25 protein-coding genes and 1 tRNA gene are annotated in these 24,392 nt (G+C 61.3%); 15 read left to right on the forward strand and 11 right to left on the reverse strand.

All coding sequences use genetic code 11. The features are described from left to right. Nucleotides 1-4 precede the first annotated feature (4 nt). Nucleotides 5-280, forward strand: coding sequence for a hypothetical protein (locus tag ACOZ4H_RS12545; protein ID WP_424329594.1), 276 nt, complete (start codon nt 5-7; stop codon nt 278-280). Nucleotides 281-1,428: 1,148 nt separating this feature from the next. Next, nucleotides 1,429-2,547 (forward strand): hypothetical protein, encoded by a 1,119-nt coding sequence (locus ACOZ4H_RS12550; RefSeq protein WP_424329595.1) that lies wholly within the window; start codon nt 1,429-1,431, stop codon nt 2,545-2,547. A gap of 470 nt (nt 2,548-3,017) precedes the next feature. On the opposite strand, the gene ACOZ4H_RS12555 is transcribed toward ACOZ4H_RS12550, so the two are convergent. Beyond that, a complete protein-coding gene (locus tag ACOZ4H_RS12555; RefSeq protein ID WP_424329596.1) occupies nt 3,018-4,025 on the reverse strand; it encodes a tyrosine-type recombinase/integrase in 1,008 nt (335 codons plus the stop codon). Nucleotides 4,026-4,491: 466 nt separating this feature from the next. Here ACOZ4H_RS12555 and ACOZ4H_RS12560 point away from each other — a divergent pair, with 466 nt between their 5' ends. Further along, complete coding sequence (locus ACOZ4H_RS12560; protein WP_424329597.1) at nt 4,492-6,123, forward strand: GMC family oxidoreductase; 1,632 nt, start codon at nt 4,492-4,494, stop codon at nt 6,121-6,123. Here the strand turns inward: ACOZ4H_RS12560 and ACOZ4H_RS12565 are convergent. The 3 genes from ACOZ4H_RS12565 to ACOZ4H_RS12575 form a co-directional block, all read right to left on the reverse strand. Beyond that, nucleotides 6,120-6,698, reverse strand: coding sequence for a metal-dependent hydrolase (locus ACOZ4H_RS12565; protein ID WP_424329598.1), 579 nt, complete (start codon nt 6,696-6,698; stop codon nt 6,120-6,122). The genes ACOZ4H_RS12560 and ACOZ4H_RS12565 overlap by 4 nt on opposite strands. Nucleotides 6,699-6,781: 83 nt before the next feature. Then, a complete protein-coding gene (locus ACOZ4H_RS12570) occupies nt 6,782-7,234 on the reverse strand; it encodes a transporter (protein WP_424329599.1) in 453 nt (150 codons plus the stop codon). A gap of 48 nt (nt 7,235-7,282) precedes the next feature. Continuing rightward, nucleotides 7,283-7,981: a chemotaxis protein CheC gene (locus ACOZ4H_RS12575; RefSeq protein ID WP_424329600.1), complete on the reverse strand. Its 699-nt coding sequence runs from the start codon at nt 7,979-7,981 to the stop codon at nt 7,283-7,285. Between the two features lie 256 nt (nt 7,982-8,237). On the opposite strand from ACOZ4H_RS12575, the gene hisC reads away from it, so the two are divergent. The 4 genes from hisC to ACOZ4H_RS12595 are packed head-to-tail and all read left to right on the forward strand — an operon-like array spanning nt 8,238 to nt 11,000. Then, nucleotides 8,238-9,320 (forward strand): histidinol-phosphate transaminase, encoded by a 1,083-nt coding sequence (gene hisC / locus ACOZ4H_RS12580; protein WP_424329601.1) that lies wholly within the window; start codon nt 8,238-8,240, stop codon nt 9,318-9,320. Then, nucleotides 9,317-9,823, forward strand: coding sequence for an adenylate kinase family protein (locus tag ACOZ4H_RS12585; RefSeq protein WP_424329602.1), 507 nt, complete (start codon nt 9,317-9,319; stop codon nt 9,821-9,823). Before hisC ends, ACOZ4H_RS12585 begins: the two co-directional genes overlap by 4 nt. Continuing rightward, nucleotides 9,820-10,428 (forward strand): CDP-alcohol phosphatidyltransferase family protein, encoded by a 609-nt coding sequence (locus tag ACOZ4H_RS12590; RefSeq protein WP_424329603.1) that lies wholly within the window; start codon nt 9,820-9,822, stop codon nt 10,426-10,428. The genes ACOZ4H_RS12585 and ACOZ4H_RS12590 overlap by 4 nt, the downstream gene beginning before the upstream one ends. A gap of 41 nt (nt 10,429-10,469) precedes the next feature. Then, nucleotides 10,470-11,000 carry a multiprotein bridging factor aMBF1 gene (locus ACOZ4H_RS12595; RefSeq protein WP_023843198.1) on the forward strand — a complete coding sequence of 177 codons (531 nt, stop codon included), beginning with the start codon at nt 10,470-10,472 and terminating at the stop codon, nt 10,998-11,000. A 1-nt stretch (nt 11,001) separates the two neighbouring features. Here ACOZ4H_RS12595 and ACOZ4H_RS12600 read toward each other — a convergent pair whose 3' ends face one another. Next, the gene (locus tag ACOZ4H_RS12600) at nt 11,002-11,607 is read right to left on the reverse strand and encodes a response regulator (protein ID WP_424329604.1); all 606 of its coding nucleotides are present in this window, start codon (nt 11,605-11,607) and stop codon (nt 11,002-11,004) included. 99 nt (nt 11,608-11,706) lie between these two features. On the opposite strand from ACOZ4H_RS12600, the gene tpiA reads away from it, so the two are divergent. Further along, complete coding sequence (tpiA, locus tag ACOZ4H_RS12605) at nt 11,707-12,354, forward strand: triose-phosphate isomerase (protein ID WP_004515640.1); 648 nt, start codon at nt 11,707-11,709, stop codon at nt 12,352-12,354. A gap of 27 nt (nt 12,355-12,381) precedes the next feature. On the opposite strand, the gene ACOZ4H_RS12610 is transcribed toward tpiA, so the two are convergent. Continuing rightward, a complete protein-coding gene (locus ACOZ4H_RS12610; protein ID WP_424329605.1) occupies nt 12,382-14,271 on the reverse strand; it encodes a helicase HerA domain-containing protein in 1,890 nt (629 codons plus the stop codon). Nucleotides 14,272-14,418: 147 nt separating this feature from the next. On the opposite strand from ACOZ4H_RS12610, the gene ACOZ4H_RS12615 reads away from it, so the two are divergent. Next, nucleotides 14,419-14,766 carry a hypothetical protein gene (locus ACOZ4H_RS12615; RefSeq protein WP_424329606.1) on the forward strand — a complete coding sequence of 116 codons (348 nt, stop codon included), beginning with the start codon at nt 14,419-14,421 and terminating at the stop codon, nt 14,764-14,766. Nucleotides 14,767-14,772: 6 nt separating this feature from the next. Here ACOZ4H_RS12615 and dinB read toward each other — a convergent pair whose 3' ends face one another. Next, entirely contained in the window at nt 14,773-16,134 is a 1,362-nt protein-coding gene (gene dinB / locus ACOZ4H_RS12620; protein ID WP_424329607.1) for a DNA polymerase IV, read from the reverse strand. Nucleotides 16,135-16,510: 376 nt separating this feature from the next. On the opposite strand from dinB, the gene ACOZ4H_RS12625 reads away from it, so the two are divergent. Then, entirely contained in the window at nt 16,511-16,825 is a 315-nt protein-coding gene (locus ACOZ4H_RS12625; RefSeq protein WP_424329608.1) for a hypothetical protein, read from the forward strand. Nucleotides 16,826-17,028: 203 nt separating this feature from the next. Here ACOZ4H_RS12625 and ACOZ4H_RS12630 read toward each other — a convergent pair. The 3 genes from ACOZ4H_RS12630 to ACOZ4H_RS12640 form a co-directional block, all read right to left on the reverse strand. Continuing rightward, nucleotides 17,029-17,099: transfer RNA gene (locus tag ACOZ4H_RS12630), tRNA-Gly, on the reverse strand. A 138-nt stretch (nt 17,100-17,237) separates the two neighbouring features. After that, nucleotides 17,238-17,927, reverse strand: coding sequence for a class I SAM-dependent methyltransferase (locus ACOZ4H_RS12635; RefSeq protein WP_424329609.1), 690 nt, complete (start codon nt 17,925-17,927; stop codon nt 17,238-17,240). A gap of 12 nt (nt 17,928-17,939) precedes the next feature. Continuing rightward, nucleotides 17,940-18,980, reverse strand: a complete 1,041-nt coding sequence (locus tag ACOZ4H_RS12640) for a tyrosine--tRNA ligase (protein WP_424329610.1) — start codon at nt 18,978-18,980, stop codon at nt 17,940-17,942. 169 nt (nt 18,981-19,149) lie between these two features. Here ACOZ4H_RS12640 and ACOZ4H_RS12645 point away from each other — a divergent pair, with 169 nt between their 5' ends. The 3 genes from ACOZ4H_RS12645 (at nt 19,150) to ACOZ4H_RS12655 (ending at nt 21,163) form a co-directional block, all read left to right on the forward strand. Then, nucleotides 19,150-19,584: a hypothetical protein gene (locus ACOZ4H_RS12645; protein ID WP_424329611.1), complete on the forward strand. Its 435-nt coding sequence runs from the start codon at nt 19,150-19,152 to the stop codon at nt 19,582-19,584. A 68-nt stretch (nt 19,585-19,652) separates the two neighbouring features. Next, nucleotides 19,653-20,690: an aspartate-semialdehyde dehydrogenase gene (asd, locus tag ACOZ4H_RS12650; RefSeq protein WP_424329612.1), complete on the forward strand. Its 1,038-nt coding sequence runs from the start codon at nt 19,653-19,655 to the stop codon at nt 20,688-20,690. 92 nt (nt 20,691-20,782) lie between these two features. Further along, a complete protein-coding gene (locus ACOZ4H_RS12655) occupies nt 20,783-21,163 on the forward strand; it encodes a hypothetical protein (RefSeq protein ID WP_191449687.1) in 381 nt (126 codons plus the stop codon). On the opposite strand, the gene ACOZ4H_RS12660 is transcribed toward ACOZ4H_RS12655, so the two are convergent. Beyond that, nucleotides 21,164-22,117, reverse strand: coding sequence for a D-2-hydroxyacid dehydrogenase (locus ACOZ4H_RS12660; RefSeq protein WP_424329613.1), 954 nt, complete (start codon nt 22,115-22,117; stop codon nt 21,164-21,166). A 216-nt stretch (nt 22,118-22,333) separates the two neighbouring features. Between ACOZ4H_RS12660 and ACOZ4H_RS12665 the strand changes: the two genes are divergently transcribed. Both ACOZ4H_RS12665 and ACOZ4H_RS12670 read left to right on the forward strand, forming a co-directional pair. Beyond that, the gene (locus ACOZ4H_RS12665) at nt 22,334-22,855 is read left to right on the forward strand and encodes a response regulator transcription factor (RefSeq protein ID WP_424329614.1); all 522 of its coding nucleotides are present in this window, start codon (nt 22,334-22,336) and stop codon (nt 22,853-22,855) included. Between the two features lie 96 nt (nt 22,856-22,951). Continuing rightward, a complete protein-coding gene (locus ACOZ4H_RS12670) occupies nt 22,952-24,310 on the forward strand; it encodes an NAD(P)/FAD-dependent oxidoreductase (protein ID WP_424329615.1) in 1,359 nt (452 codons plus the stop codon). Nucleotides 24,311-24,392 lie beyond the last annotated feature (82 nt).

The following is a 24,392-nucleotide window of genomic DNA, read 5'->3' on the forward strand; positions in this document are numbered from 1 at the left end:
TATTATGAATACAATAACAGCTAGAGATTCAGTTTGGATTGCCGTGATTGATTCCCTCACATCTGGTGAGGCTGTAACAGTCAAAGCGATAGCCGATGATGCAGGCGTTCATGATGAAACAGTTCGGCGAGTGCTTCGGGTTGCAGAGGAAGAATTAGAAGTGTTAGAACGTGATTCTCCGCAAGCCCAAACATACTATCCAAGAGTCGTTGCGATTCCTGAGACTGATTCAGAACATATGCGACGATATCTTCGGGATACACTAGCTGAGTTTGAGTAGATTTCATACCACTACTTCCGTATTCTTCTGCGAGGTTTTTGATGAAATCCACTAAATGTGGTGATTATGAATGTCCTTGTATCTCTTGCCTACACTGATGATGAACACATCCTACTCGATGGAAATTCAATGTGTTCAATCGAATGTACGGATGCAGAATCCCGGATAGTTCCTCACGACAGAGACCCTTTAGCTGAAAGTTCACTGAATCTCTGTTCGGACTGCCTAGAGCTGTGGTTGAATAACGAAGACAAAATAAACCGCACAGAGACGGTACGATGTGCTGTAGACCGTACCGATGGTGATACGATGTGGACTTGCTGCAAAGTCATCTCAATCGATTCAGCGGAGTTTTTAGAACATCCTGATGCAGAAGAACCAGTACCAGCTTGTGGGGATTGCTACGATTGGGTTCGGGAAAAGAGCGACAGTGTGACCAAACCTTAGACGATTCCGTTCAAATCAAAATTTTATTTTTTAGCGATTTCCTCAAAAAGGAGTGTGCAGGGGCCACCATCCCTGAAAGCTGTTAGCTGGGTAGAGCCGCTCTATTACCGGTCTTCGTTGTAGCCGTACCTTCGAAATCACTATGTTACCAGCAACACACTAATACTAATAATATGAAACTAACATTTAGAGGTATATTTTATACAATATATTGACCGCTAATTAGCCCAATCTGTTTAATTTGGATTTTGACCAAATCTTGTCTTCGTCGGACTCATCGTATCTTCAAGAATCGTCACCCACTGAAACCCTGATTTTCGGCATATTAGCATTCTTACTAACCATACCTACATACTCCTTTCTGAGGAAATCGCCAAAAAATAAAATTCTGGAGTAGGGTTGAGTCCTAATTAGTGTATATCTTGGGTAACCAATAGCTTTTTATAATAGTAGATATATAATTTAATCAAGTCTATTTTCGTTGTATTCCATCCCGAACAGGACTACCCACACACTCCTTTTTCTGGTCTGACCCTAAAAAATAAAATTTTATTCTCGTCCATTTTTACCCCCGATTTTGGAATTTACGAGTGTCTGAGTATACTCTACTTGCTATAATTTGGGGGTGTGTTTAAGGTCAAATTAGATGTCTGAGTATGATTAGATATATAGGGGTGGGGATATGATATATCAATGTGAATATGTCTAAGAATATTGAATTAATCGAATCGGCGGCTAATATCGTAGATACCGAGCCTACGGAGAAGCAACCTACAGTACCAGGATGGGCAATCTCAGCCCTGCAATCAGGTGAAATCCGCCAGATGAGTAAAGGAGTAATCGCCTACGAGTGCTTAATGATGGCGGACAATGACCATTCAGATTCCTTTACAAATATCGAATCTAATGTGACTACATCAATAAATGCAAATTTAATTGATATGTTGGATGAAATGGTGTCTGACCACATATCTGAAGCTAAAACACGATTAAATAAAGCGTGTGACTATCTTGACGATTATTCAGCAACCACCAAGCTACAATTTCCTCCAGACCTCGTGAGTGAACTACCATCATATGAAGCAGGGTATCACATTGCTGATGCGGTCGCCTACGTGTATGCATCACCTTGGTCGTCACGACATGAACGACTGTCTGACATCCAAGATTTAGTCGCACTAATCGATGGACGTGATGTTGATAATCCTTCAAATTTTGTTCAATCTGTGATTGATGGTGAATCAGCAAAATACGATGTGCAGGACCTACACAACTTAGTTTCAGGCGAATTAGAAATCTGGGAACAGCCTGGATTTGACCTGGCCAAACTTCGTTCAGTTGCTGATGACATCACACAAACGCCAGAATATAGAATACCTGCCTTAGAGTCAGCTTTAGAGGCTGAAGATGATGTTTACACACATTCAGAAATTATAGATATCGCTGAGGAAGTTTACGAATGTAGTGTTCAATCCGCACGCAATTATGCGGATGGCGTAAATGTTGGCGATGCATACAAATTAGACTTACAACAGGTTGTTGATGATATTGCAGCACAAGTTGACCCAAAAAAGGAATTATCTACTAGAAATTATCGACGCTGTGGGTTTGAGAAGATGGATTGGGATGAGTTTGAGGATGAAATGTCTGGCGTATACGATGATAACCTCGAATATCTTAGAGCATGTGCGCAAGTGCGCCAAAAATTGTTGTCTGAACACAGTATAAATTCAGACTCAATTCCAAGCCAGGTTAAACAAGGTCATGAGCGTATGTGCGACTGGTATGATAATGTGCAACAGCAGGCAAGACAAAATTAATTTCAATTATTTATTGTGGAAACACGGTCGTTGTAAATGTGGTACATCTCAGCTTCTCTGATGTGCCGACATTTCTCTTCTGAACCGTTATATCGGGGATGTTTGGACCGTTTAGCAAAGACTTCGCATTCGCAATCCCAGTCTTCCCATTTGCGTACTGAGGACTCGTTAGCAGGCGTGAGTGTGACAATGAAAGCGTCTACCTTGTAGTTGATTTTCGTCTGTCCCATGTCTCCAGAGACGGTCTGGAAGACTTCAATTGACCACCTTATTTCATACGTTCACTTTGGGAACAAACCAATGGGATAGTGTCGATTATCTTAATATATGTCAGATACTCGATTGGAAATTAAGGGGTATGAACAGTGTGATGAGGAAAATTGGGTACGGTGCGAATATTGTGGTCTGAAAGTCTACAACGGGGAGAATCGATTTGATTTAGAACGACATGAACAGCAGTGTGAGTGGCGTTAAATATTGTCTAGAAAACCTCGACGTGTTTCCATTTTATCGTACTTAGAGCGTCTATCGTAATGTTCGTCAAGCACATCCTGAGAAACGTTAGCTCGGTCTGATACGATTTCAGAGGGAACATCACGTAACAGCATATGGGTGATTGACCCACGACGCCAACTGTGTGGCGACCGTGCCGTCGGACAGTTCGATTCTGAGCCGTGGTTTTGTGCAGCTTGACACTCTTCCGGTTCTTTGTTCTCTGGACAAGAGCCACAGTCGTATACGCACTGACGTGTAGATTGGTAGGCGTAACGTCGGATTGTTGAGCGGCTGATTCTGCCTGATTCAGTGGTCAACAGTGGTTCTCTATCGAATTCATCTGTAATTTCAATCCGATTTTCCCGAATGTAATCATCAATGACGTTACACACTTCTCCAGATATGGAAATGTAGCGTTCTCCATCTTCTTGCTTCTTCAACGGAGTGCCTTCAGATGGTCTATGTTGCGTATCTATGTATTCGTCTCGTGGATGGTAGTCAGTCAAGTCGATGGCTCTCACAGTCCCTGTGCGGGCTGCTGTATGCCACATCAGAAGGATACAGACATGACGGCGGCTGGCGTACTCGAATCGTTTGAGATAGTCCAATACGTCTTCTGCGACTTCTTGACTCACCTTTTCATCCCTTGATTTGTCTGACTTACTCAGAGCAGGGCTGATAACAGCTTCAGACAAGTCATCTATCACCCAATCCATTCGTTCACAGTACCGCAACCAGACCCTGAGGGAATCCATCTGAGTTTTTTCGCTTGCCCGAGAGAGGTCGCCATCACGCCGTCGCCAACTACGGTATTCTTCCAGATGATGGGGGCGCAGTTCGTCTAATGACGACAGGACACCAGATTTTTCCTCAGACCACCAACGTGTGAAATGCTGTAACCGGTATTCATACGACTGAATTGTTGATTGCGCCGCATCGTTCCTATTCTCTAAGTATAGTTGAATCGCTTTTTGTGGTTGCATTTTGCTTTTCCTGACAGTCACATGACAGACTACAGGGCAGTGTCCCAGGCGTGAATCCAGGGGTTGATTTTCCTTTTTTTGGTAAAGCTTTTGCAGCCGGAATGGCGGCGTCAGCCGCCACAAGCCCGCTGTAAAAGGTTTGAGGGTTCGAATCCCGCCACGCCCGTGCAGCGACCGAAGAGAGCGAACCGGCATGGCGGGATTCTAATCAGGGAGGTCGCGCGCAGCGAAGCGAGCACGTCCGACCGTGGTTCGAATCCCGCCACGGCCGTTCGTGGTTTCTCGCATCCGCTCGAAACACACTCACGGCCGTGGCGACCCTCGCGAAACCTCCGGTTTCGCTCAGTCCCGCCACGCCCGCTTTCGACGCGCAACAGCGAGCCAACAAACGAACCAAACCTTCGCCGCCAGACACAGCACCTGAGATGCCAACGTATAAGTTTAGGCTTGCCTAACTCCTGCTGAAATGGACCGGGAGCCGTCCGAGCGGGCGGATGTCTGTGTCGTTGGGGCCGGGCCGGCAGGGGCACTCGTCGCGAGCCAACTCGCCAGCGATGGACAGAAGGTGGTCGTGTTAGAAGCTGGGCCGCGGTTCGACAGATCGAACCGAGAGCAGCAGATGGAGCAAGCGATCCGGCCCGGAGACCACGGCTCGGTCTGGGAGATGGGCGGTGACCGCGACGCGTTCAGTGCGAGCGGCGAGCGGTACTACCCGCTGAACGTCTCCCGGGTGAAAGGCGTCGGCGGGTCGACGCTGCACTGGCAGGGGATGGTGATGCGGTTGCACCCCTCGGATTTCGACGGGAGCCACGACACCGACGACCCGGCGTGGCCGATCAGCTACGACGACCTGCGGCCGTACTACGCCGACGCCGAGCGGGCGATGGGGGTCGCCGGCGACGCAGACAACCCCTTCGCACCACCGCGAGACGGTGCGTATCCGCTGCCCGGCTTCCCCCCGTCGTACAGCGACTCGCTGTTCGCCGAGGCTTGCGAGCGGTTGGGCATCACGATGCACTCCGTGCCCAACGCCCGGAACTCCGAACCGTACGACGGCCGGGGGCCGTGTGTCGGGTACGGAACCTGCCAGCCGGTCTGTCCTTCCGGCGCAAAGTACGACGCCAGCGTCCACATCGAGGACGCCGAAGCCGAGGGAACCAGAGTCATCGACCGCGCGCCGGTCCAGCGCCTCGAAACCGGTTCTGACGGAAGAGTCGAGGCGGCCGTCTACGCGACGCCGGACGGGACCGAACACCGCCAGACGGCCCGCGAGTTCGTCATCGCGGCGGGTGGCGTCGAGACGCCGCGACTCCTTCTCCTGTCAGCGAACGACGAGCATCCGGACGGGCTGGCGAACAGTTCAGGACTGGTCGGCCACTACTTCATGGACCACCTGTTTGCCGGCGCTGGCGGCACCCTCGACCGGGAAACGCGCCAGAATCACGTCGGCTTTCTCACGAGCGAGTGCCACCAGTTCTACGACGACCCCGGGCAGGCAGTCGAGCGCGTCGCGGACGGAGAGACGGTCGTTGCGGCCACCGACGAAGCGCTGTCGCCGCTGAAACTGGAGTTTCTGAACTACGCCGGTCCGTCGCCGGTCGAACTCGCGCTCTCCGGCGAGGAGTGGGGTGATACACTGCTGTCGAGCCTCCGCGAGAGTTACGGCAACAGCATCGCGATGGGCGGACTGGTCGGCCAGCCGCCGCGAAAGGAAAACCGGGTGACGCTGGACACGTCGACGACGGACGACCACGGAAACCCGGTACCGGACATCCAGTGGTCGTGGGGCGAGCGACTGGAACGGTCGGTCGGTCGCGCGAACGAGATTCAACACGCCGTGCTATCGGAGCTGGGCGTCGACATCTCCTGGACGGTCGGTCCGGCGGACACCGGGCCGGCGTACCACCACATGGGGACGACGCGGATGGGGACCGACCCCGCGGAGAGCGTGGTCGATCCGCAGCTACGGGCCCACGACGTGACGAACCTCTCAATCGCGTCCTCGTCGGTGTTCGTCAGCGCCGGGTCGATGAACCCGACGTTGACCATCGCCGCGCTCGCGCTGAAGTGCGCGGACCACGTCTCCGAGCGGCTCTAATCGGAAAACGCCGCGACCACTGCCTTACTCCGGCGAGTGACCGACCGGAGCCCGGGCGCACCGTGGGCGATCCACACGGCGACAGCCAGACCGAACAGCCCGAACTGGAACAGGACGTACGGCTCGACGGAGATCGAGGCGAACTGCTCGACGAAGGAGGTGTCGTTGGCGTACGGCGGCGGTGGCTGGAGCGGCCAGACGAGAAAGCGGAGCCACCGGAATTGTGTCAGGTCGCCGCCGAGCAGCCCTGCCACCGCCGTCGGGCTCATGTCGGTCAGGGTGTGTGCGAACGCTCCGATTGTGAAGGCCTCCGAGAGGTCCGTTCTGCGATATCGGACGGCGAGTTGGTGCAGGACCACGGCGAGGATGAAGAGGGTGAACAACGAATGGGCAAGCGACCGCCCCGACGGCAGGATGCCGAACGTCCAGGCGAGCGGTTTGTCGATCAGGTCCGGGAACTGCGACCCCACCGCCAGCGCGGTCAGTGGTGCTGCTGTCTGGCGACGGGTCGGGTCACGGCGAGTGTAGACGACGTAGACGAGGTAGGCGACGGCGAGATGTCCCCACGGCCACATTGGGTTTCGGTATGCCGGACGGAAGCTTGTATCTGCTGATACAGGGAGTCGGGAAGCGGCACACAAAACCGCCGGATCGGCGCTCAGTACAGGCCGAGAATCGCGCCGGCGTCGAGAAGAAGCAGGATTGCGACGACGGATGCCCCAAGCAGGAACGGGCGTGCGTTCCGGGCCGGTTCGCGCACCTTCTGCTGGTCGAAGCCGTCGCTGAGTTTCGATGCCCCGACTTCGACGAGGCCTGCCAGGATGAACCACAGGACGATCATCGTGATGACGAGGTGGCCGCGACCGGTTCCCGTCAGCGACTCGGCGGTGTAGCGGGTCGCAGCCAGATGCCCGCCCGTCAGAAACAGGAGCAGCGCGCTCGCCCGTGACACCGTCTGGAGCTTCCCGGTAATCGCCAACAGCGGTCCCGGCGAGGAGTCGCCGTTCAGCGCCGTCGGGAGCACGGCGTAGGTCATGAACAACACGGTTCCAGCCCACAGCGCGGCGAATATCAGGTGAATCCCGAAGACAGCCGCGTTTACGACACTCATATGCGGCGGTTGGACGCGACCCTCTTCAACGTCGTGGGTTCGGTGTGGTTACTCCGGGGAATCGAAGGCATCGAGCGCGTCCGCGTCACCGGACATATCGAGTTCTTTGACCGCGTCTGTATCAGCCGAGATGTGCGTCTCGCGGTCCGTGTCGTAGTCCAGTTGGTCGATGAGATGGACGAACGAGCCGGGATCGGGGATGAGGAAGATGCGGAGCGAGAACGCCACGTCGCTCTCCTTGATGTCGACGAGCGAGTCGAGCACGATAGTCAGCGAGTCCCGGCGGACGTGCGAGAGGGCCTTGTCGGCGATATCGGCCGCGTCGTCCTGTACGACCGTCGGCGTCCCCATATTGATGGTCGCGTTCAGCGTGTTCGCGATGCCGTCGATGAAGCCCGAGGTGAGGATGTTGCACATCTCCTGGAGCGCGGACTCGTGGAGCTGTGTGAACCCGTCATCGACGCTGGAACCGGTCATCAGCTCCGCGATTTCGGCGGCCGTCTCGGTCTCGAACGTCATCAGGAAGACGCCGTAGGGCGGCTCTGTCAGGCGAACGCGGGCGCTGTAGATAGTCCCGCCGCCCATTTCGGTGGCGATGTCCTCCGGCTGGACGAACGAGAGGCTCTTGATCTCGACGGCGGCATCAACGCCGGCCAGTGTTGCCAGCGAGTCGGCGACCTGCTCGGCCCCGTCCTGGATGAGCCGCGTAATGAGCGTGAGTTTCCGGATATCGATGAGAAGCGGCATTGGACGCTATCAGGACCTATGGTATGTTACCGTTTTCGGTGGGGACGGACTCCTGAACTAAACAGTGGGTCACCGTAACGCTCATTACCACTGACTGACAGGGGTTCGGTGGGGAGCGTGCTATTCCGTGTCTTACCCGTCATCGGCGGGTTTCACACGGGAGGCCGCCAGCGGATTTCTGTGCGGGGCTGACTGAGGAGCCGCGGCCACGCCCGATGTGAGCACGCTTAAGCCGCCCCGTCCGTTTTGCACAGCCATGGAACCACGGGACCTCTCCGCTCACACTGTCTATCGGGCAGGTCGCGGTATCGAGGAGGTCGCCCGGGAACTCGGCCTCGACCCGGACGACATGGTGAAGCTGGCGTCGAACGAGAACATGTACGGGCCGAGCCCGAAAGCTGTCGAGGCGATTCGCGGGGCGGCCGAGCGAATGCACTCCTATCCGAAGGCCTCCCACGCCGACCTCGTCGACGAACTGGCGGACATGTGGGACGTAACGCCCGAACAGGTGTGGCTGAGCAACGGCGGCGACGGCGCGCTCGACTGCCTCGCCCGGGCGATGCTCGAACCCGGCCAAGACGTGCTCGTCCCGTCACCGGGCTTCGCGTACTACGCGATGAGCGCACGCTATCACCACGGCGAGGTCAACGAGTACACGCTCTCGAAGGCCGACGACTTCGCCCAGACCGCCGACACCGTCCTGAAGGATTACGACGGCGAGCGAATCGTCTACCTCACCAGCCCGCACAACCCCACGGGCGCGGAGTTCACGACCGACGCCGTCAGAACGATTGCCGAGGAGACCGACGAGCAGACCCTCGTCGTCGTCGACGAAGCCTACGGGGAGTTCACCGAGAAACCGAGCAAGCGGCCATTACTGGACGACCGCGACGACGTTGCGCTCCTGCGAACGTTCTCGAAGGCCTACGGGCTCGCGGGTGTTCGACTCGGCTACGCGGTGGTCCCGGACGACTGGGCCGACGCCTACGCCCGCATCAACACACCCTTTTCGGCCAGCGAACTCGCCTGCCGCGCCGGGCTGGCGGCGTTGGACGACGACGAACACGTCGAGCGGTCCGTCGACACCGCCGCGTGGGCCCGGGAGTACCTCTCCGAGGAACTCGACGCGCCGACCTGGGACAGCGCTGGGAACTTCATTCTCGCGGAGGTCGGCGACGCGTCGGCCGTCGCGGATGCCGCCCAGGAGCGGGGCGTCATCATCCGCGATTGCTCCTCGTTCGGGCTGCCCGAGTGTATCCGCATCACCTGCGGGACACGCGAAGACACGGAACGCGCCGTCTCGGTACTGAACGAAGTCATCGAGGTGGTCGAGGCGTGAGAGTCGCTGTCACCGGGACGCCGGGCACGGGCAAGACCACGGCGACGGAGCGCCTCGACACTGGCCTCGACGTGCTCCATCTCAACGACGTCATCAAAGACGAGGGGTTCTCGACAGGTATCGACGAGGACCGCGGGAGCCTCGTCGCTGACCTCGACAGCCTGTCCGAGTGGCTCGACGGCCGCGACAACGTGCTGTTCGAATCCCACCTCGCCCAGCACTTCGACGCCGACCGCGTGATCGTGCTGCGAGCCCACCCCGAGACAATCGTCGAGCGGCTTCGGGAGCGCGGCGACGACGATTCGAAGGCCTACGAGAACGCGGAGTCGGAAGCGCTCGATGTCATCCTTGGGGAAGCCGTCGAGGAGCACGGCATGGAATCGGTGTACGAAATCGAGACGACGGACCGGGACCCCGACGAGGTGGCGAGTGAAATCCGGGCCGTCGTGGACGGCGAGCGCGAGCCGAGTGCGGGGACCGTCTCCTACATCGACTGGCTATGACGCTCGATAAGTTCCGCCCGCTGGCCGACCGCGCGCTCGGCCCGTTCGTCAGCGCCGCCAAGGTCGCTGGGCTCTCCCCGAACGGCGTCAGCGTCATTGCGTTCCTGCTGGCCCTCGGAGCGGGCGGGGTGTACGCCGTCGCGGCGCGTGAACCCCTGCTGTATCTCGGCGGAGCCGTCCTCGTCTTCCTGAACGGCTGGCTCGACCTCGTGGACGGCGCGCTCGCGCGGGAGCTGAACGTCGCGTCATCGGGTGGCGACCTGCTGGACCACGTTCTCGACCGCTACGCCGACATCGGCATTATCGTCGGCCTCGCTGCCGGCGTGAGCCAGTGGGAACTGGGCATCGCCGCAGTCACCGGTGTCCTGATGACCTCCTATCTCGGGACCCAGGCGCAGGCGGTCGGCCTCGACCGCGTGTACGGCGGCCTGCTCGGCCGCGCCGACCGGCTCGCGCTCGTCGGTGTCGTAACGGGCGTCGCGGCGTTCGTCCCGACCGCACTGGCCGGCCTGACGCTGGTGGGGTGGCTGCTGGTCGTGTTCGCCGTCGTCGGCCACGTCACCGCCGCTCAGCGGTTTTATCACGCGATGGGGGCGCTGGAGTAGCCAGCGCACCATTTATACCGCGCCCCGTCCAAGCCGTCGGTATGGTTCAGTGCGAGATGTGCGGGACGGAGGTTTCGTCTCCGAACCGCGTCAAAATCGAGGGAGCCGAACTCGACGTCTGCGACGAGTGTACCGACTTCGGCACGGAGGTCAAGACGGAGGAGACGTCCTCTACGTCGACGAAGTACTCGACGTCGTCCTCCTCGTCATCGTCGTCGAGTTCGTCCTCCTCGTCGAGTTCCTCGGGTGGTGGCGGGTCTGGTGGCCGCCGTCGAGACATGTTCGACGAGATGGACGAGATCGCACAGGATTACCACGACCGAATCCGCAAAGGTCGGGAATCCCAGGGCCTCAGCCAGGAGGAACTCGCCAAGCAACTCAACGAGAAGGCGAGCCTGATTCGGAAGCTCGAACAGGGGAACTCCCTGCCCAGCGACGACGTCCAGAAGAAACTCGAAAGCGCGCTCGAAATCTCCCTGAGCGCCGGCGGCAGCGCCGACGAGACGGAGTGGTCCGGCGGCAGCAGCGACGGCGAGTACACGCTCGGCGACGTCGTGAAGCGGAAGGACTAGGTTACAACTGGAGGTCGTCTTTCTCGACGTCGAGTTCGTCCGCGAGCGACTCGACGTTCGACGAGATAGCCGCGATCTCGTCCTGGAGCTCCTGATACCGAGTGCTGTCTTCCAGTTCTCGTTGGGTCTTCTCGACGCGGAGGACGTTGCGTTTGAGCTTTTTCGACGTGAGCCTCTGAAGACGCTCGTTGTACTCCCGGATCTTGTACAGCCGGTCGACGACCTCCTGGAGGTCGTCGCGGGTGACGGGCTTGACGAGGTAGTCGTCGACGCGCATCTCGATGATATCGAAATCGGGGTCGACAGCGGTGACCATCGCGACGCGGCAACGAAGCCCTCGCTCCTCGATCTGTGCGAGCACTTCGTTGCCGGAGACGACCGGCATCCGGCGGTCGAGTAACACCACGTCGATATCGGGGGACAGCAGTTCTAACCCCTCTTCGCCGCTGTAGGCCGTCTGCACGTGATACTGGCCGGACAGATAGTCGGTGTACAGATCGGCCAGGTGTTGTTCGTCCTCGACTATCAGAACGGTCGGTGTGTCGTCATCCCCTGCTGTCACGGCTTGTCTCGTTTCTTGTCTCGGCTGAACCGTAATAATTGTCACCCCCGAGCGGGAGACCAAGATGGAACGAAGGCGCGGTAGCGAGCGCTGCCAAACGGCGGCTTCGCAACCTATTTCCCGACAGCAGCCGGTGCGTTTCGTATGTTCGTCCTTGTCAATCTGAAGGCGTACCCGTGTGACCCAGTCGAAGTAGCGACCGCCGCTGCAGACGTCAGCGACGACTCCGGCGTTCGCGTCGCAGTCGCGCCACAGGCCGCACAGATCGGCGCTGTTGCGGAGACCGGTGTCGAGACGTGGGCCCAGCACGTCAGCGCCGTCGAGCACGGCAGCCACACCGGTAGTACCCTCGCCGAGGCCGCCGCGGACGCCGGTGCCGTCGGGACGCTCCTGAACCATTCCGAGAACCGGCTCAAGCTCGCGGATATCGACGGCGCGCTCGACGCCGCCGACCGCGCGGACCTCGAAACCATCGTCTGTGCGAACAACCCCGCACAGATCGGCGCGGCCGCCGCGCTCGACCCCGACGGCGTCGCCGTCGAGCCGCCGGAACTCATCGGCACCGGCACGCCCGTCAGCAAGGCCGACCCGGACATCGTGACCGGCGCGGTCGACGCCGCCGCCCGCGTCAACGGCGACGTGGACGTGCTCTGTGGTGCGGGGATCTCGACCGGCGAAGACCTCGTCTCCGCGAGCGACCTCGGCGCGACCGGCGTCCTGCTGGCAAGCGGCGTCGCGAAGGCCGACGACCCGCGGGCGGCGCTCGAGGACCTCGTCGAACCGTTGCTGTAAAACAGCCGTTATCGCGGTACTGACTTTTCAGTCGCCGTTTCCGTCCAGAAATGCCGATTCGAGTCGGGAGACAACCGATTCTACCTCATCTTCGTCGAGTCGGCGGTCGCTCTCTTCTCGAACCAGCGCCGCAATCCGGGAATCGTACTTCCCGCGGCCGACGTGTTCGACCAGTTCGCGGAGCCGGAGTTCCCTGTTTCGCGCGTAGGCCGCCGTCCGGTCGCCGGAGCCGCCCGCCGAGAAGTGGGCGTTCAGCGGCGTTCCGGGACCCTGCTCGCGGTAGTACGCGAGCATCCGCCGAGTCTTGCGGTCCAACTCCTCGATGTCGGCTCGCAAGTCGCCGTAGACGGCGGGACCGTCGAAGTCGGATGTGGACTCGTCGGTAGCGGAGCCAGTTGCCCCGCTCGACTGCTCGGCTTCGACGGCCTCAGCGATAGTCGCTCTCAGATCTTCGTCATCAGCGTCAGCAGTGTCTGTGTCAGCCTGGCCGTTGACTGGCACGGCCGCCGCACTGTCGTTTGTGACGGCCCCGTTCGCCGCTACGTCGGCGTTCGTGGCGTGGCCGTTCGACGCCGGTTCGGCGTCCGCACTGCTTCCATTCGTCGCTGGGTCATCGTCCACGCTGCTGCCATTCGTCGCTGCTCCGTCGCCCGCGCTGCCGCCGTTCATCGCAGCCCCGTCCTCGGCGAAGGCGCTGAACGCGTCACCGAACCCGCCGCCGGACGTGGCATCGGCGGCCTCGTCCGACTCCGCGGACTGCTCGTCACGGTGGCCGTCGGCGTCTGCCTCACCGTCTGAGTCCGACGAGTCGGCGAACCGCTCGCGCTGGCGGCGCATCTCCTCTTGTGCCGTCCGTCCGGGATTGTAGTCTTCAGCCTGGTTCAGCATCGCCTCGGTGAACTGCTCGGCCATCCGCGAGAGGTCCCGGGCGTCCTGCAGTTCCGCTTCCAGTTCGGCGATGCGGGAGTTTTTCTTGTCCAGTTCCTCGCGGAGTTCCTTGATGCGGTTCTCCGTCGCCTGCTGTTCCTCGCTGATGGTCTCCAGTTCGGAGACGAGGTCGTCGCTGACGGACTTGAGTTCCGGGCGCTCGAAGTCGTCGAGACCGGGCGTCGCGCCGGCGTCGAAGGTCTGCTTGCGGTGGAACTGCACCCGGCGGACCTGCTCGGCCCAGTCGTTCATCATGAACGCCTCGCCGTCGTCCAGGTCTTCGACGGCGTCGGCGTACTTGTTGTCGAGGATGCGCCCGACCACCTTCGTGTCGTTGTTCCAGGTCAGGCGATGCCAGACGAGCCAGTCGCACTGGGTGATGTAGTCCTTCTTCACGTCGGCCGGGCGCTGGCTGATGCCGACGATGCCCAGTCCGTGTTTCCGGCCGCGCTTCCCGATCTTGATGAGCATCTTCCCGACCTCGCCCATCGACCCCTTCTCGGGCATCCACTCGTGGCACTCCTCGACGAGCATCAGGAACGGCTGTTTCTGCTTTTTCGCCTTGGCGAACAGTTGCTTGGCGACTTCGGTCAGCAGCGTTTCAGCCTCCTCCTCGTCGAGGAACGAGGAGATGTCCAGAATGATTGGGACGTTCTGTTCGAGCGCTAGCGAGGCGATCTTGCCGGCGTGGTCTTCGGTGACCTGGATGTCGCACTCCTCGTCGCCGCCGACGTGGAGGATCTCGTATTCTTCTTTTAGCCCGTAGTACTCGCCGTCGATGTCGACGATGAGCAGGCCGAAGCCGTTGTCCAGCAGTTTTTCGGCGACGACGCTCGCCGTGTTCGACTTCCCGGACCCGCTCTTGCCGGTGATGAACCCCCGCCCGGTCAGCAGCTCCACCACCGGGAGATTGACAGTCTCGCCCGGTTCCCCGGTCCCACCCGGCCCCGCGCTCGTTGTCGCGACGGTTATCTGTTCGGTCTCTGCCATGCGTTTCTGTCCGGAAGGAGACGCTCACGCCCCATAACTCTCCGTCAGACGCCCATCAACTGCGGAACAGGTTCGGAAGGCGTCTCGATAGGGGCAACGGCTATTGTGGTGGCACACCTTATCACAGCTGTTCGGTGGGGGCTGTCCATGGACAGATACGAGACGTTCGTCGAGGACGGAACCGTGTACGTCGGGAGTGACGACGGCCCGCTGGAAGTCGCACCGCTCGACGACATCGTCGCGGCCGCCGGCGGCCCGGCCTGGACGATCACCTACTCCGAGGCGGAGAAGGAGCGCTACGCCGGGATGGACACCAGCGACGAGGGGCTGGTAGTCGACGTGGTCGACATGCTGCACGCGATGACCCACAGCCAGCGGTTCGTCGACACGCTGGCCGCGCATCCGACAGCAGTCCCGGCTGATGACACCATCTCGCCGCGGGCCGGCCTGTTCGTCGGGAAGCTTCTGGAGAATCTGGAACACGGTGTCGCCTGAGAACCCTTAGAAATCTGCGAGCGTGGTCTGGCCGGGCGGGAGCGAGATGTGATTATCGCCGCCGTCCGGCCCTTCGTTCACCGACTCTCCGGCAGTTTCGTCGCCCCCGTCGTTCTCGGCGAATGTCCCGAGTCCGGCCTGTCCCTCGTCGCTCTCATTCTCGACCCGCTCCGCGCCGTTGCTGGCGCGGGAGCTATCAGTCGTCTCCGCGGTTCCGGAGTCACCGCCGAACCCGTCTAGATTAGCTTGTTCGCCGGCCGAGAAATCAAGGTTCGAGACGCGGACCCCGACCTTCCGAACCGGGTCGTCGTCGAACTCGCCGAGCAGGTCCAGCGCGACGCGTCTGACCAGTTCGGGCTCTTCGACCGGGCCGGGGAGCGACCGGGCGCGCGTGTTCACGTCGAACGGCGGCGTCACAACCTTGATTCCGATGGTCTGATAGCGCGCACCCTTCCGCTGGGCGCGGTCGGCGACAGCGTCGGCGAGGGTACGAACCTGCCGACACTTGGCCTCCATATCGGCCGTCGCGTCGGTGAAGGCGGACTCCCGAGAGAGGCTCTTGGGGTCGCCTTTCGGCGTCACCGACCGCTCGTCCTCGCCGCGGGCGTAGCGGCGTATCTCGCGGCCGCGCTCGCCGAACCGTTCGGCCAGCAGTTCCGGGTCGGCGGCCGCCAGGTCGCCCGCGGTCTGGATATCGAGCGAGGCGAGTTCCCTGGCGGTCACTGGGCCGACACCGTGGACGTCCTCGACGGGGAGGTCGGAAAAGAACTCCCGGACGGCCCCCGGTTCGACGACGACCAGCCCGTCCGGCTTGTCGCGGTCGCTGGCCACCTTCGCGGCGCTCATCGTCGGCGCGACGCCGACGCTCGCCGCCACGCCCACCTCCGATTCGATGGTGTCTTTCAGGTCTTGTGCCCACGACTCGACGGTCTCCCAGGAGACCTGTTCGGTCACATCCAGATACGCCTCGTCGATGCTCACCTCCCGGACGACGTCCGCTTCTGCATGGAGGATGTCCCGGACATCCGCAGCCACGGACTCATAGAAGTCCATATCAACCGGACGATAGAACCCGGCGTCCTCGACATCAAGGTCCGGGTCATCGACGGCCTCGACTTTGCGTGGGAGCCGCTCCAGTGCCTCGGAAATCGCCATCGCTGATTCGACGCCGTATGCCCGCGCCTCGTAGCTCGCGGTCGCGACGGCCCCGTGGGTCGCGCCGTTCTCGTAGCCCATCCCCACGACAAGCGGCTCGCCCCTGAGTGCAGGCTCCCGCCGCTGTTCGCAGGCGGCGTAAAAACAGTCCATGTCCACGTGCGCGACTATCTGCTCGGGTCCGCTGGTGCCAGGGAGCCGCGCGGCGTCCATACCCGACGCTACGCGTACTGGCAGAAAACACCACCGGGACTGCCGGGTCACGGCTGGTGTGTGGAAACCACCTCGGAAAAACGGGAGCAGGGAAAGTGGTGGGGGTGGGGGTGTCAGATGCTCCGTACGCCGTTGGTTTCGAAACGATGCGTGGCCGGTGGAGTGGCCAGTCTCCACCGGCGAGTTGTCGTCCGCCGATGCCAATCCCGGATGGTACGACGGTCGTTCCCGCCGGGAGCGTAGGAAGCTCCATGTTAACAAAAGACATGGCAACACTTCAATGTTGGCCGAAGTTATATCTTATTCACACTTTTCGGGTCTCCTGATCACGCCCCGCTCGAAACGTTTTCAGTCTTCTCCCAACGACTGCGACGTAATGACAGAACTGACGGACTCGCTGCCGGACAGACCGCTCTCGACGGGCGAGATTTCGGCCCTCGAGGCCCAGCACGACGACTACGGGTTCGCGCCGGTCGGGTTCTTCCCCGACCTCGACGTGGTGGCCGCGTTCGTCGTCATCATCAACGGGGATCGTGGCTACAGCCTCGGCTACGACCGCGACGGTGACGGCTGGGTCGTCGTCGAGTCCTTCGAGGATGGGGGAGACTTCGCCGGCGTCACCGACCGCCTGCAGGAATGGATGGGCGACGACTGGGAGGAGTTTGCGGAGGCTGCCGTCGAATCGGAATGACGGCGTCAGTTGGCTACTACGCCGGCTGAGAGAGCACGGCGGCTTCAAAACGCCCGATAACGACTCGGCTGGTCGTTTTTATTGACGTAGAATGCGGCGACCGGGATTTGAACTCGACTGCAAATCCTCGCTGTCGCTCGGATTTCCGTAGTTCAAATCCCTCTGTACAGCATTTGCTGTTCGCGCTTGTGCTCACAGCAAAATGCGGCGACCGGGATTTGAACCCGGGCCATGAGCTTGGAAGGCTCAGGTCCTACCACTAGACCACCGCCGCTCATTGCTTCGCTTCTTCGCGGCGTCGTTCGCAAATCAGGCGGATTTGCTCACCACCGCCGCTCACTCGTGCAGACACAGACCAGATGGACTGTGTTTCGCCCGAGTGCGAACGTACACGTCCATAGATGGAAGGCAATTAAGTGCGTTTCCCTTCTGGCTCGACGACCCCGTAACAGTTGCCGCTTGAGAGTTCCATCGACACTAGCCGGAGGGCGCTGTCGGCGACATCGCGCTCGAATTCGGCCGACGCGTAGATGTGATAGAACCGCGGGACCGTCTCCCCACCGGGCAGCGTCCAGTCGACCGTCGTGTCGAACCCCTCGTCCGCGTCGGGGTCGGCGTCGAAGCGGTCGTGAGCCGTGCTCCACGCGCTGACGAGCGCCCGAGCGCCCGGCGCGAGCACGCGGGCCAGTTCGTCCAGACTGGCGCGACGGGCGGACTGTGACGGCAGGTGATGCAGCGTCGCAACGTACACTGCAAGGTCAACGGACCCCGCAGCGAGCGGGAGCCGGGTCGCATCGCCCTGCAGCAGCGCAACGCTGTCGCCGACGCGGTCGGTCGCGGCTTGCAGAAGTGCGCGGCTGGCGTCGAGCCCGACGACGCGGTCAGCGACCCCGGCGAGCAGTTCCGCGTGGCGGCCGTTGCCGCAGCCGACATCGAGCGCCGTCTCGACACTGCCGCACTCGTCGACGAACGACTCGACCTCCGGCCAGGCGTATTCGCGGGTCTTCGAGAAGTGGTCGCCGATGTCCTCGTAGGTCCGGCGGACGGCGGCCCGCGAGCGCGCCGGCTCATCGTTGTCGGCGCTCGAATCGGAGGGTGGCATCGGGCGACCGCGTCACTCCGCGCCGTACTTTTCGGGGTAGGCCTCGGCGAGTAGGTCTTCCTCGTCGGCAAGTCGCTCCCGAACTGGGTCGATGACCTCTGAGATCGCGCTGGCGGCGGACGGCTTCAGGTCGGCGGGGTGGAGTTCGCCGCTGACGAAGTCCGCCTCGACCTCATCGTAGCTCTCGTAGGTGAGGTCGCCGCCGTACTCCTCAGGGCGCTCGACGACGAAGGACTCGCCGCGGACGTCCAAGATCGGGAAGACGAGGTGATTGAGGTATTCCAGCACGCCGTTCTCCTCGACCTCGCCGGCCGGGCAGTACGCCTGGTTGATCTTCTCGTCGACCTCGTCGGGGCTGTCTGTGAGGTTGACCTTCGACGTTTCGTCGGAGGCGCTCATCTTGCCGCCGGAAAGGCCCGACAACAGCGGGGCAAACAGGCAAATCGGCGACTCGCCGCCGTGGTTCGGGAGGATTTCGCGGGAGAGCATGTAGATGCCGCGCTGGTCGACGCCGCCGTAGGCGATGTCGGCGTCCAGCGCCTTCACGTCCAGCGTCTGCATCAGCGGGTAGATGAGCCCGCCGAGGTTCGGGCTCTCGGACTCGCGGACCACTTCGCTGGCGGCGCGCTGCGTTCGCGAGATGGTCGTCTCGGCGGCCATCCGGTACATCTCCAGCGTGTACTCCTCGTCGAGCTGGAAGTCGGTCCCGCGGACGAAGGATACGTCGTCGGGGTCCGCGCCGGCTGCTTCAATCATGCCCTCGATGGCCGTCTCGTAGTAGGCGGAGCGGGCGTCAAGTAGGTCGAACGGCGACTTGTTGTCGTCGAGGTGGGCGTGCAGGTCAGCGATGAGGACCGTCACGTCGACGCCGGCCCGCAGGAAGTCCGCGAGCTTTCGCATCGTCGTGAAATGGCCGATGTGCATCTCGCCGGTCGGCGCGTAGCCGATGTACGCCGACGGGTCGCTCTCCTCGAACAGCGTCCGCAGTTCATCCTCGGTGACGACCTCTGTGGTGTGTCGCGTCACCAGATCGAGTCGTTCGGCGATATCCATACCGCAGTGTGGCCGGTCCGGCGATTAAAACGTTCCTGTCCGGTGTGACGGGCTGTCGAGGTGGGCTGTACTATTTTATGATTGTAACAGACGGCCAGGGGTAGATATTACCCCTGTCGGGGCAGCATAGCGTCGATGGGTCCAAATACAGTCAGTCCAATACCCGCGCATGTACACGGGGAAAACCGAGAAGGCCTGCTGTCTGTGTGGGAACCCGGACACTGCGACCCGTCTTGACCTCCCACCGCGGGCGGTCCCGCTGCTCAAGCACGCCGACCCCATCGCCTGGCAGGACATCGTCGGCGAGGTGTCCATCTACTTCTGTGACTCTGACTGGGAGACAGTGCGTGATCTCGTGCTGGAGACAGGGATGAGCCCGCTGTCCCGGTGCAACGTAGCCCGCGCCTCCTTCGACCTCCGTGAAGATTTCGAGGCGCTGTTGAACGACATCCGGGACGAGCCGGACCACACGGAAATCGAAGCCGAAATGCGCGCCGAGGCCGAGGAGACGCTGGCGAACCGCGACGACCCCTACGTCGAGGAGCGGGACCTCGTTGAGGCCCGCGTTATCGAGTGGGTGTTCGAAGATACCGAGGGTGAGTAATCCTACGAAGGCAGCGGTATCGCTCCGTATCCAAACTGTTTTGACCACCCACAGCCGTGTGTCAACCGATGACTGTACGCGTAGGTGTACTCGGTGCGACTGGCGCAGTCGGGCAGCGACTGATCCAACTGCTTGACCCCCACCCCGAGTTCGAGATCGCAGCACTGACAGCCAGCGACGCGAGCGTTGGCGAGACATACAAAGACGCCGCCAAGTGGCGCGTCAATTCCCCGATTCCCGATGACGTGGCCGGGTTAGAAGTCCGCGCCACCGACCCGGATTCGGTGCCCGACGACGTCGATCTCATCTTCTCCTCGCTCCCGTCGAGCGTCGGCGCGGAAGTCGAGCCGGAGTTCTGCGAGGCCGGCTACACTGTCTCCTCGAACTCCTCGAACGGCCGGATGGACGAGGACGTGCCGCTCATCATCCCCGAGGTCAACGCCGACCACGTCGACCTCCTCGAGGTCCAGCGCGACGAGCGCGGCTGGGACGGCGCGCTCCTGAAGAACCCGAACTGCTCGACGATCACGATGGTGCCGCCGCTGGCCGCCCTCGACCGCGAGTTCGACCTGACCGACGTGCGCGTCTCGACGCTGCAGGCCGTCTCCGGCGCGGGCTACTCCGGCGTCACGTCGATGGAGATCATCGACAACGCCATCCCGCACATCGGCGGCGAAGAGCAGAAGATGGAGAGCGAATCGCGCAAGCTTCTGGGTTCGTTCGACGGCGCGGAGGTCCACCTCAACGAGATGGACGTGGCCGCCTCCTGTAACCGCATCCCGACGCTCGACGGCCACCTCGAGAACGTCTGGGCCGACACGGCAGAGGACGTCTCCACGGCCGACGCCGAGGCCGCGATGGAGTCGGTTACCGGCATCGACCTGCCGTCCTCGCCGGAGAAACTCATCACGGTGTTCGAGGAACCCGACCGCCCACAGCCACGCCTGGACCGCAACGTCGAGGACGGCATGGGCGTCGCAGTCGGCGGGTTCCGCGAGACGACCGACGGCGTCCAGTTCAACTGCCTCGCACACAACACGATGCGCGGTGCCGCAGGCGCGAGCGTGCTGAACGGCGAACTGCTCAAGAAGCGCGGCTATCTGTAACGGTCACGGTCGCCGAGTGCCGTTCTTCCGAGTCGCACGAGAACTGCTAGTCAGTCCGATATTTTTTCACGACCAGACGCGACTTCTGGCGTATGGTCCCACGTGATACGAAGCTTCAGATCGGGGTGGTGAGCGCTGTTGTCCTCGTCTGGGCGCTCCTGTTCCGGGCGGTTCCGCTCGGCCCTGTCGCCTCGGTCGTGCTCGTCGCAGCTACGTACTTCGCCGTTCTGGCTGGCACACACCTGTATCTCGCGCTGGCAGGTGATAGCGAGACGCTTCCGGTCGCGGCCCGCTGGCGGTACATTGGGCTCGCGGCGGTAGTGGCCGTAGTCGAACTGCTGCAGGGTACCGTCGGGAGCACTAGCCTCGGGAGCGTTACAGTCGCGCACCTACTCGGCGGCGTGTTCGGTGTGACCGTTGTCTCGTATCTGGTGTACGAAGCCCGCGCCGGATATCTCGCCAGCCGGCAGTGACTACAGTTCGATCTGGTTCCTGAGCCCGTCCCACTCGCCGGTTCGCTCTGCCCGCTGGACGTTCTCGGCGACGATATCGGCCAGCCGCTCGTAGTAGCTCGGCGTGTGGCCGGCGTTGTGGGGCGTGATGAGGACGTTCTCGAAGTCCCACAGCGGGTGGTCGCCGGGCAGCGGTTCGGGGTCGGTCACGTCCAGCGCCGCGCCGTCGATGTGGTTGCGCTGGAGCGCACTGACCAGCGCATCGGTGTCGACGACCGGGCCGCGGGCGACGTTGGTGAGCACTGTTTCGGGATGCATGGTCTGGAACACCTCCTCGTCGATGAGGTGGCGCGTCTCGTCTGTGAGCGGGCAGGCGAGACCGATATACTCCGTGTCGGTGACCGCCTCGTGAATCTCGCCGAAGCCGTACACCTCGTCGGTCGGGCCGCCCTTTTCCGGCGAGTAGCGGACACCGACGGTCTCCACGCCGAACCCCTGCACGCGGTCGACGATGGCCTCGCCGATTTCTCCCAGCCCGACGACGCAGACGCGGCTACCGGCGAAATCGTCGGTGTGGAACGACTGCCAGACGTGGTCGCGCTGGTGGCGGCGGGCGGTGAAAAAGCCCCTAGCGAAGGCAAGCCACGACCCGACGACGTTCTCAGCGACGTTCGGACCGTGGACGCCGGAGGCCGTCGTGAGCGCGATGTCGCGGTCCGCCAACTCCGAGAGCGGGAGGTGGTCGTATCCAGCGTATGTCCCTGCAAACAGCTTCAGCGAGTCGGCAGTATCGACCAGTTCCGGCGAGACGTCGTTGCCGGTCAGAACTGTCGCGTCCGCAATCATCTCCCGCTCGGCCTCGGGCGTCTCCGCGACGGCGATGTCCCACTCCGGCAGTCGCTCCCGGAGCGCTGTCACGTACTGGTCGACTGGCATGCCGTGCACGTCGTATCGCATCACGACTATGTCGGCCATTGAACCCCTCCTGTGGCGTGCGGAGCCATACCGTCTGTTCCACGCGGGGGGCTCAAAACGGTGCCGGCAGTCCATTGATCGCGCGCCAGAAATAGTATTGTTTTCACTACATTTAGAGACCAGGAGAACTACCATCCTGAATTAGTAAAATTTGCAGTAATAGTACGCCGATATCTTAGCATATTTGTAGGATGACCGGCGTAGAATTTCGAAGGTATGGGGAGACCGACTAGCGTTGCGGTAATTGACGACGACAAGGACTACAGACAGCTCTACAAACTTTGGCTTCCGGAAGAGTACGACATTATAGAGGCCGGTGACGGCCGTAGGGGGTTACAGCGAATCGACGACTCAATCGATGCGGTACTGCTGGATCGGCAGATGCCGAAGCTGAGCGGCGAAACGATCGCCTCAAAACTCCGACAGCGGTCGGTTAGCCCTTCGGTCGTAATGATCAGCAGTGTCAAGCCGGACGTGGATATTCTGGATATTCCCGTCGATTCGTATCTCAGAAAGCCCGCCGACCGGGACACACTGTTGTCGGTCCTCTCGACAGTTCACTCCCGCCGCGAGTACGAGACGAAACGCCGGGAACTCCTGGGACTTGCCGACCGACTGGAGACAGTCGACAACACTGTCCGGGCGACAGCACTCGCGGAGAGCGACGCGTACCAGCGGGCCGTCGAACGGCTGGAACAACACGACGTGTCACTCGCCGACGCAGCGTCCGAACCGTAGCGCGCAGTGCGTTCCAGTTCAGACACAGAGGGGCGTCAGACCGCGGATTCGATGCAAGACAATAGGTTTTAGCGGGCGCGGGACACCGTAGCGGGTATGGAACACGTAGACGTCGCCATTGTGGGTGGTGGCCCGGCCGGGTCGTCGGCGGCCGAGGCTGCAGCCGACCACGGGGCCGACGCCGTCCTCCTCGAAAAGGGGGTCCCCAGGGCCGACCGCGAGGGGACGGGACCGGACTCGACGGACGCCGCCGGGCTGCTTGATTACTGGTTCGACATCATGGGCATTCCCCGGTCTGAGTTCCCCGAGGACGTGGTGCTGAGTGAACTCGACGGGGCGAAGTTCTACGGCCCCTCGACGGAGATGACGCTCACGGAGACCGGTATCAGTTCCAGTTCCGATGGCTTCGGCATCACGTTCCACCGGGCGCGGTTCGACGACTGGCTCCGCGAGCGGGCGACGGAAGCGGGCGCAGACTACCGCGTCGGCGTCAGCGTCACCGGCGTCGAGACCGACCTGGGGAGTTCGCCGCGACACACCGTCCGACTGGCCAACGGCGAGGACATCGCCGCCGAGTACGTGATTCTCGCCGACGGCCCACAGCGGACGATCACCGGCGGCACGCTCGATCAGTTCCTCCCGGCCGGACAGACGATGGCCGACATCATGCCCTCGAACAAGGCGAACCACATCGCCTATCAGGAGCACCGCCGGATGCCCGAGGAACTGTTCACGCCGGAGTTCATCGAGTTCTGGTGGGGCATCATGCCCGGCCACACGGCGTATCCGTGGATTTTCCCGAACGACGCCCCCGTCGCCCGCATCGGTCTAACGATGCCCATCGGGTTGGACATCGACGCCTACGACCGCAGCGAGTGGGACCTGCTCAGAGAGAGCGACGAGAGCATCCCGCAGGGCCGGAAGTATATCGAGCGACTGCTCGAACGGGAGTTCCAGGCGTACGACCTCGACGACTTCCCGCTCGTCGAGGACCGCGGGAAATCGAAAGGGACGGAGACGTACCCCATCTCCTCGACCCGACCGATAGAGTCCCCGGTGGGTGCCGGCATCGCCGTGGCCGGCGGGGCAATGGGGACCACCTCGGCGTTCCACGAGGGCGGCGACCACGTCGCCGTTCGCACCGGAAAGATAGCCGGTCGCCTCGCCGCGAACGACCGCCTCGAACGGTACAACGACGCCTGGCACGACGCCATCGGCGACGAGATCCTCCGGAACGTCACCTTCGCCGACATGGTTCGAGACTGGCGGCCCAGCGACTGGGACCGGGCCTTCACCACCGCCAACGACCTGATGGACGCCCGCGGAATCAAGGCCGACGCAGCGCTCCGTGGCGGGCTCAACGGCCTCAAGATGGTGTTCTCTTACAAGTGGGGGAAGTTCTCCTATCGCAACGGCAAGTACGTCCAACTGCGAGAGGACGACTACGCAGTCTGAGCGTCAGCCTTAGGTGTGCCACCGGCGAACTACGGATGCGTGCCTTCAATCCCCGGCTGAGACCCGTCACCGGGACGATGAC

The organism is Haloarcula amylolytica, assembly GCF_049705545.1.
Taxonomy (GTDB): Archaea; Halobacteriota; Halobacteria; order Halobacteriales; family Haloarculaceae; genus Haloarcula; species Haloarcula amylolytica_B.

What these genes read in the sequence shown, in the direction of transcription:
- ACOZ4H_RS12635 (WP_424329609.1), bottom strand. Translation starts at nt 17,927, where the DNA reads ATGCCACCCTCCGATTCGAGCGCCGACAACGATGAGCCGGCGCGCTCG.
- ACOZ4H_RS12575 (WP_424329600.1), bottom strand. Translation starts at nt 7,981, where the DNA reads ATGCCGCTTCTCATCGATATCCGGAAACTCACGCTCATTACGCGGCTC.
- dinB (WP_424329607.1), bottom strand. Translation starts at nt 16,134, where the DNA reads ATGGACGCCGCGCGGCTCCCTGGCACCAGCGGACCCGAGCAGATAGTC.
- ACOZ4H_RS12665 (WP_424329614.1), top strand. Translation starts at nt 22,334, where the DNA reads ATGGGGAGACCGACTAGCGTTGCGGTAATTGACGACGACAAGGACTAC.
- ACOZ4H_RS12645 (WP_424329611.1), top strand. Translation starts at nt 19,150, where the DNA reads ATGTACACGGGGAAAACCGAGAAGGCCTGCTGTCTGTGTGGGAACCCG.
- ACOZ4H_RS12570 (WP_424329599.1), bottom strand. Translation starts at nt 7,234, where the DNA reads ATGAGTGTCGTAAACGCGGCTGTCTTCGGGATTCACCTGATATTCGCC.
- tpiA (WP_004515640.1), top strand. Translation starts at nt 11,707, where the DNA reads ATGTTCGTCCTTGTCAATCTGAAGGCGTACCCGTGTGACCCAGTCGAA.
- ACOZ4H_RS12545 (WP_424329594.1), top strand. Translation starts at nt 5, where the DNA reads ATGAATACAATAACAGCTAGAGATTCAGTTTGGATTGCCGTGATTGAT.
- ACOZ4H_RS12565 (WP_424329598.1), bottom strand. Translation starts at nt 6,698, where the DNA reads ATGTGGCCGTGGGGACATCTCGCCGTCGCCTACCTCGTCTACGTCGTC.
- ACOZ4H_RS12555 (WP_424329596.1), bottom strand. Translation starts at nt 4,025, where the DNA reads ATGCAACCACAAAAAGCGATTCAACTATACTTAGAGAATAGGAACGAT.
- ACOZ4H_RS12595 (WP_023843198.1), top strand. Translation starts at nt 10,470, where the DNA reads ATGGTTCAGTGCGAGATGTGCGGGACGGAGGTTTCGTCTCCGAACCGC.
- hisC (WP_424329601.1), top strand. Translation starts at nt 8,238, where the DNA reads ATGGAACCACGGGACCTCTCCGCTCACACTGTCTATCGGGCAGGTCGC.
- ACOZ4H_RS12590 (WP_424329603.1), top strand. Translation starts at nt 9,820, where the DNA reads ATGACGCTCGATAAGTTCCGCCCGCTGGCCGACCGCGCGCTCGGCCCG.
- ACOZ4H_RS12670 (WP_424329615.1), top strand. Translation starts at nt 22,952, where the DNA reads ATGGAACACGTAGACGTCGCCATTGTGGGTGGTGGCCCGGCCGGGTCG.
- ACOZ4H_RS12550 (WP_424329595.1), top strand. Translation starts at nt 1,429, where the DNA reads ATGTCTAAGAATATTGAATTAATCGAATCGGCGGCTAATATCGTAGAT.
- ACOZ4H_RS12655 (WP_191449687.1), top strand. Translation starts at nt 20,783, where the DNA reads ATGGTCCCACGTGATACGAAGCTTCAGATCGGGGTGGTGAGCGCTGTT.
- asd (WP_424329612.1), top strand. Translation starts at nt 19,653, where the DNA reads ATGACTGTACGCGTAGGTGTACTCGGTGCGACTGGCGCAGTCGGGCAG.
- ACOZ4H_RS12610 (WP_424329605.1), bottom strand. Translation starts at nt 14,271, where the DNA reads ATGGCAGAGACCGAACAGATAACCGTCGCGACAACGAGCGCGGGGCCG.
- ACOZ4H_RS12560 (WP_424329597.1), top strand. Translation starts at nt 4,492, where the DNA reads ATGGACCGGGAGCCGTCCGAGCGGGCGGATGTCTGTGTCGTTGGGGCC.
- ACOZ4H_RS12615 (WP_424329606.1), top strand. Translation starts at nt 14,419, where the DNA reads ATGGACAGATACGAGACGTTCGTCGAGGACGGAACCGTGTACGTCGGG.
- ACOZ4H_RS12660 (WP_424329613.1), bottom strand. Translation starts at nt 22,117, where the DNA reads ATGGCCGACATAGTCGTGATGCGATACGACGTGCACGGCATGCCAGTC.
- ACOZ4H_RS12625 (WP_424329608.1), top strand. Translation starts at nt 16,511, where the DNA reads ATGACAGAACTGACGGACTCGCTGCCGGACAGACCGCTCTCGACGGGC.
- ACOZ4H_RS12640 (WP_424329610.1), bottom strand. Translation starts at nt 18,980, where the DNA reads ATGGATATCGCCGAACGACTCGATCTGGTGACGCGACACACCACAGAG.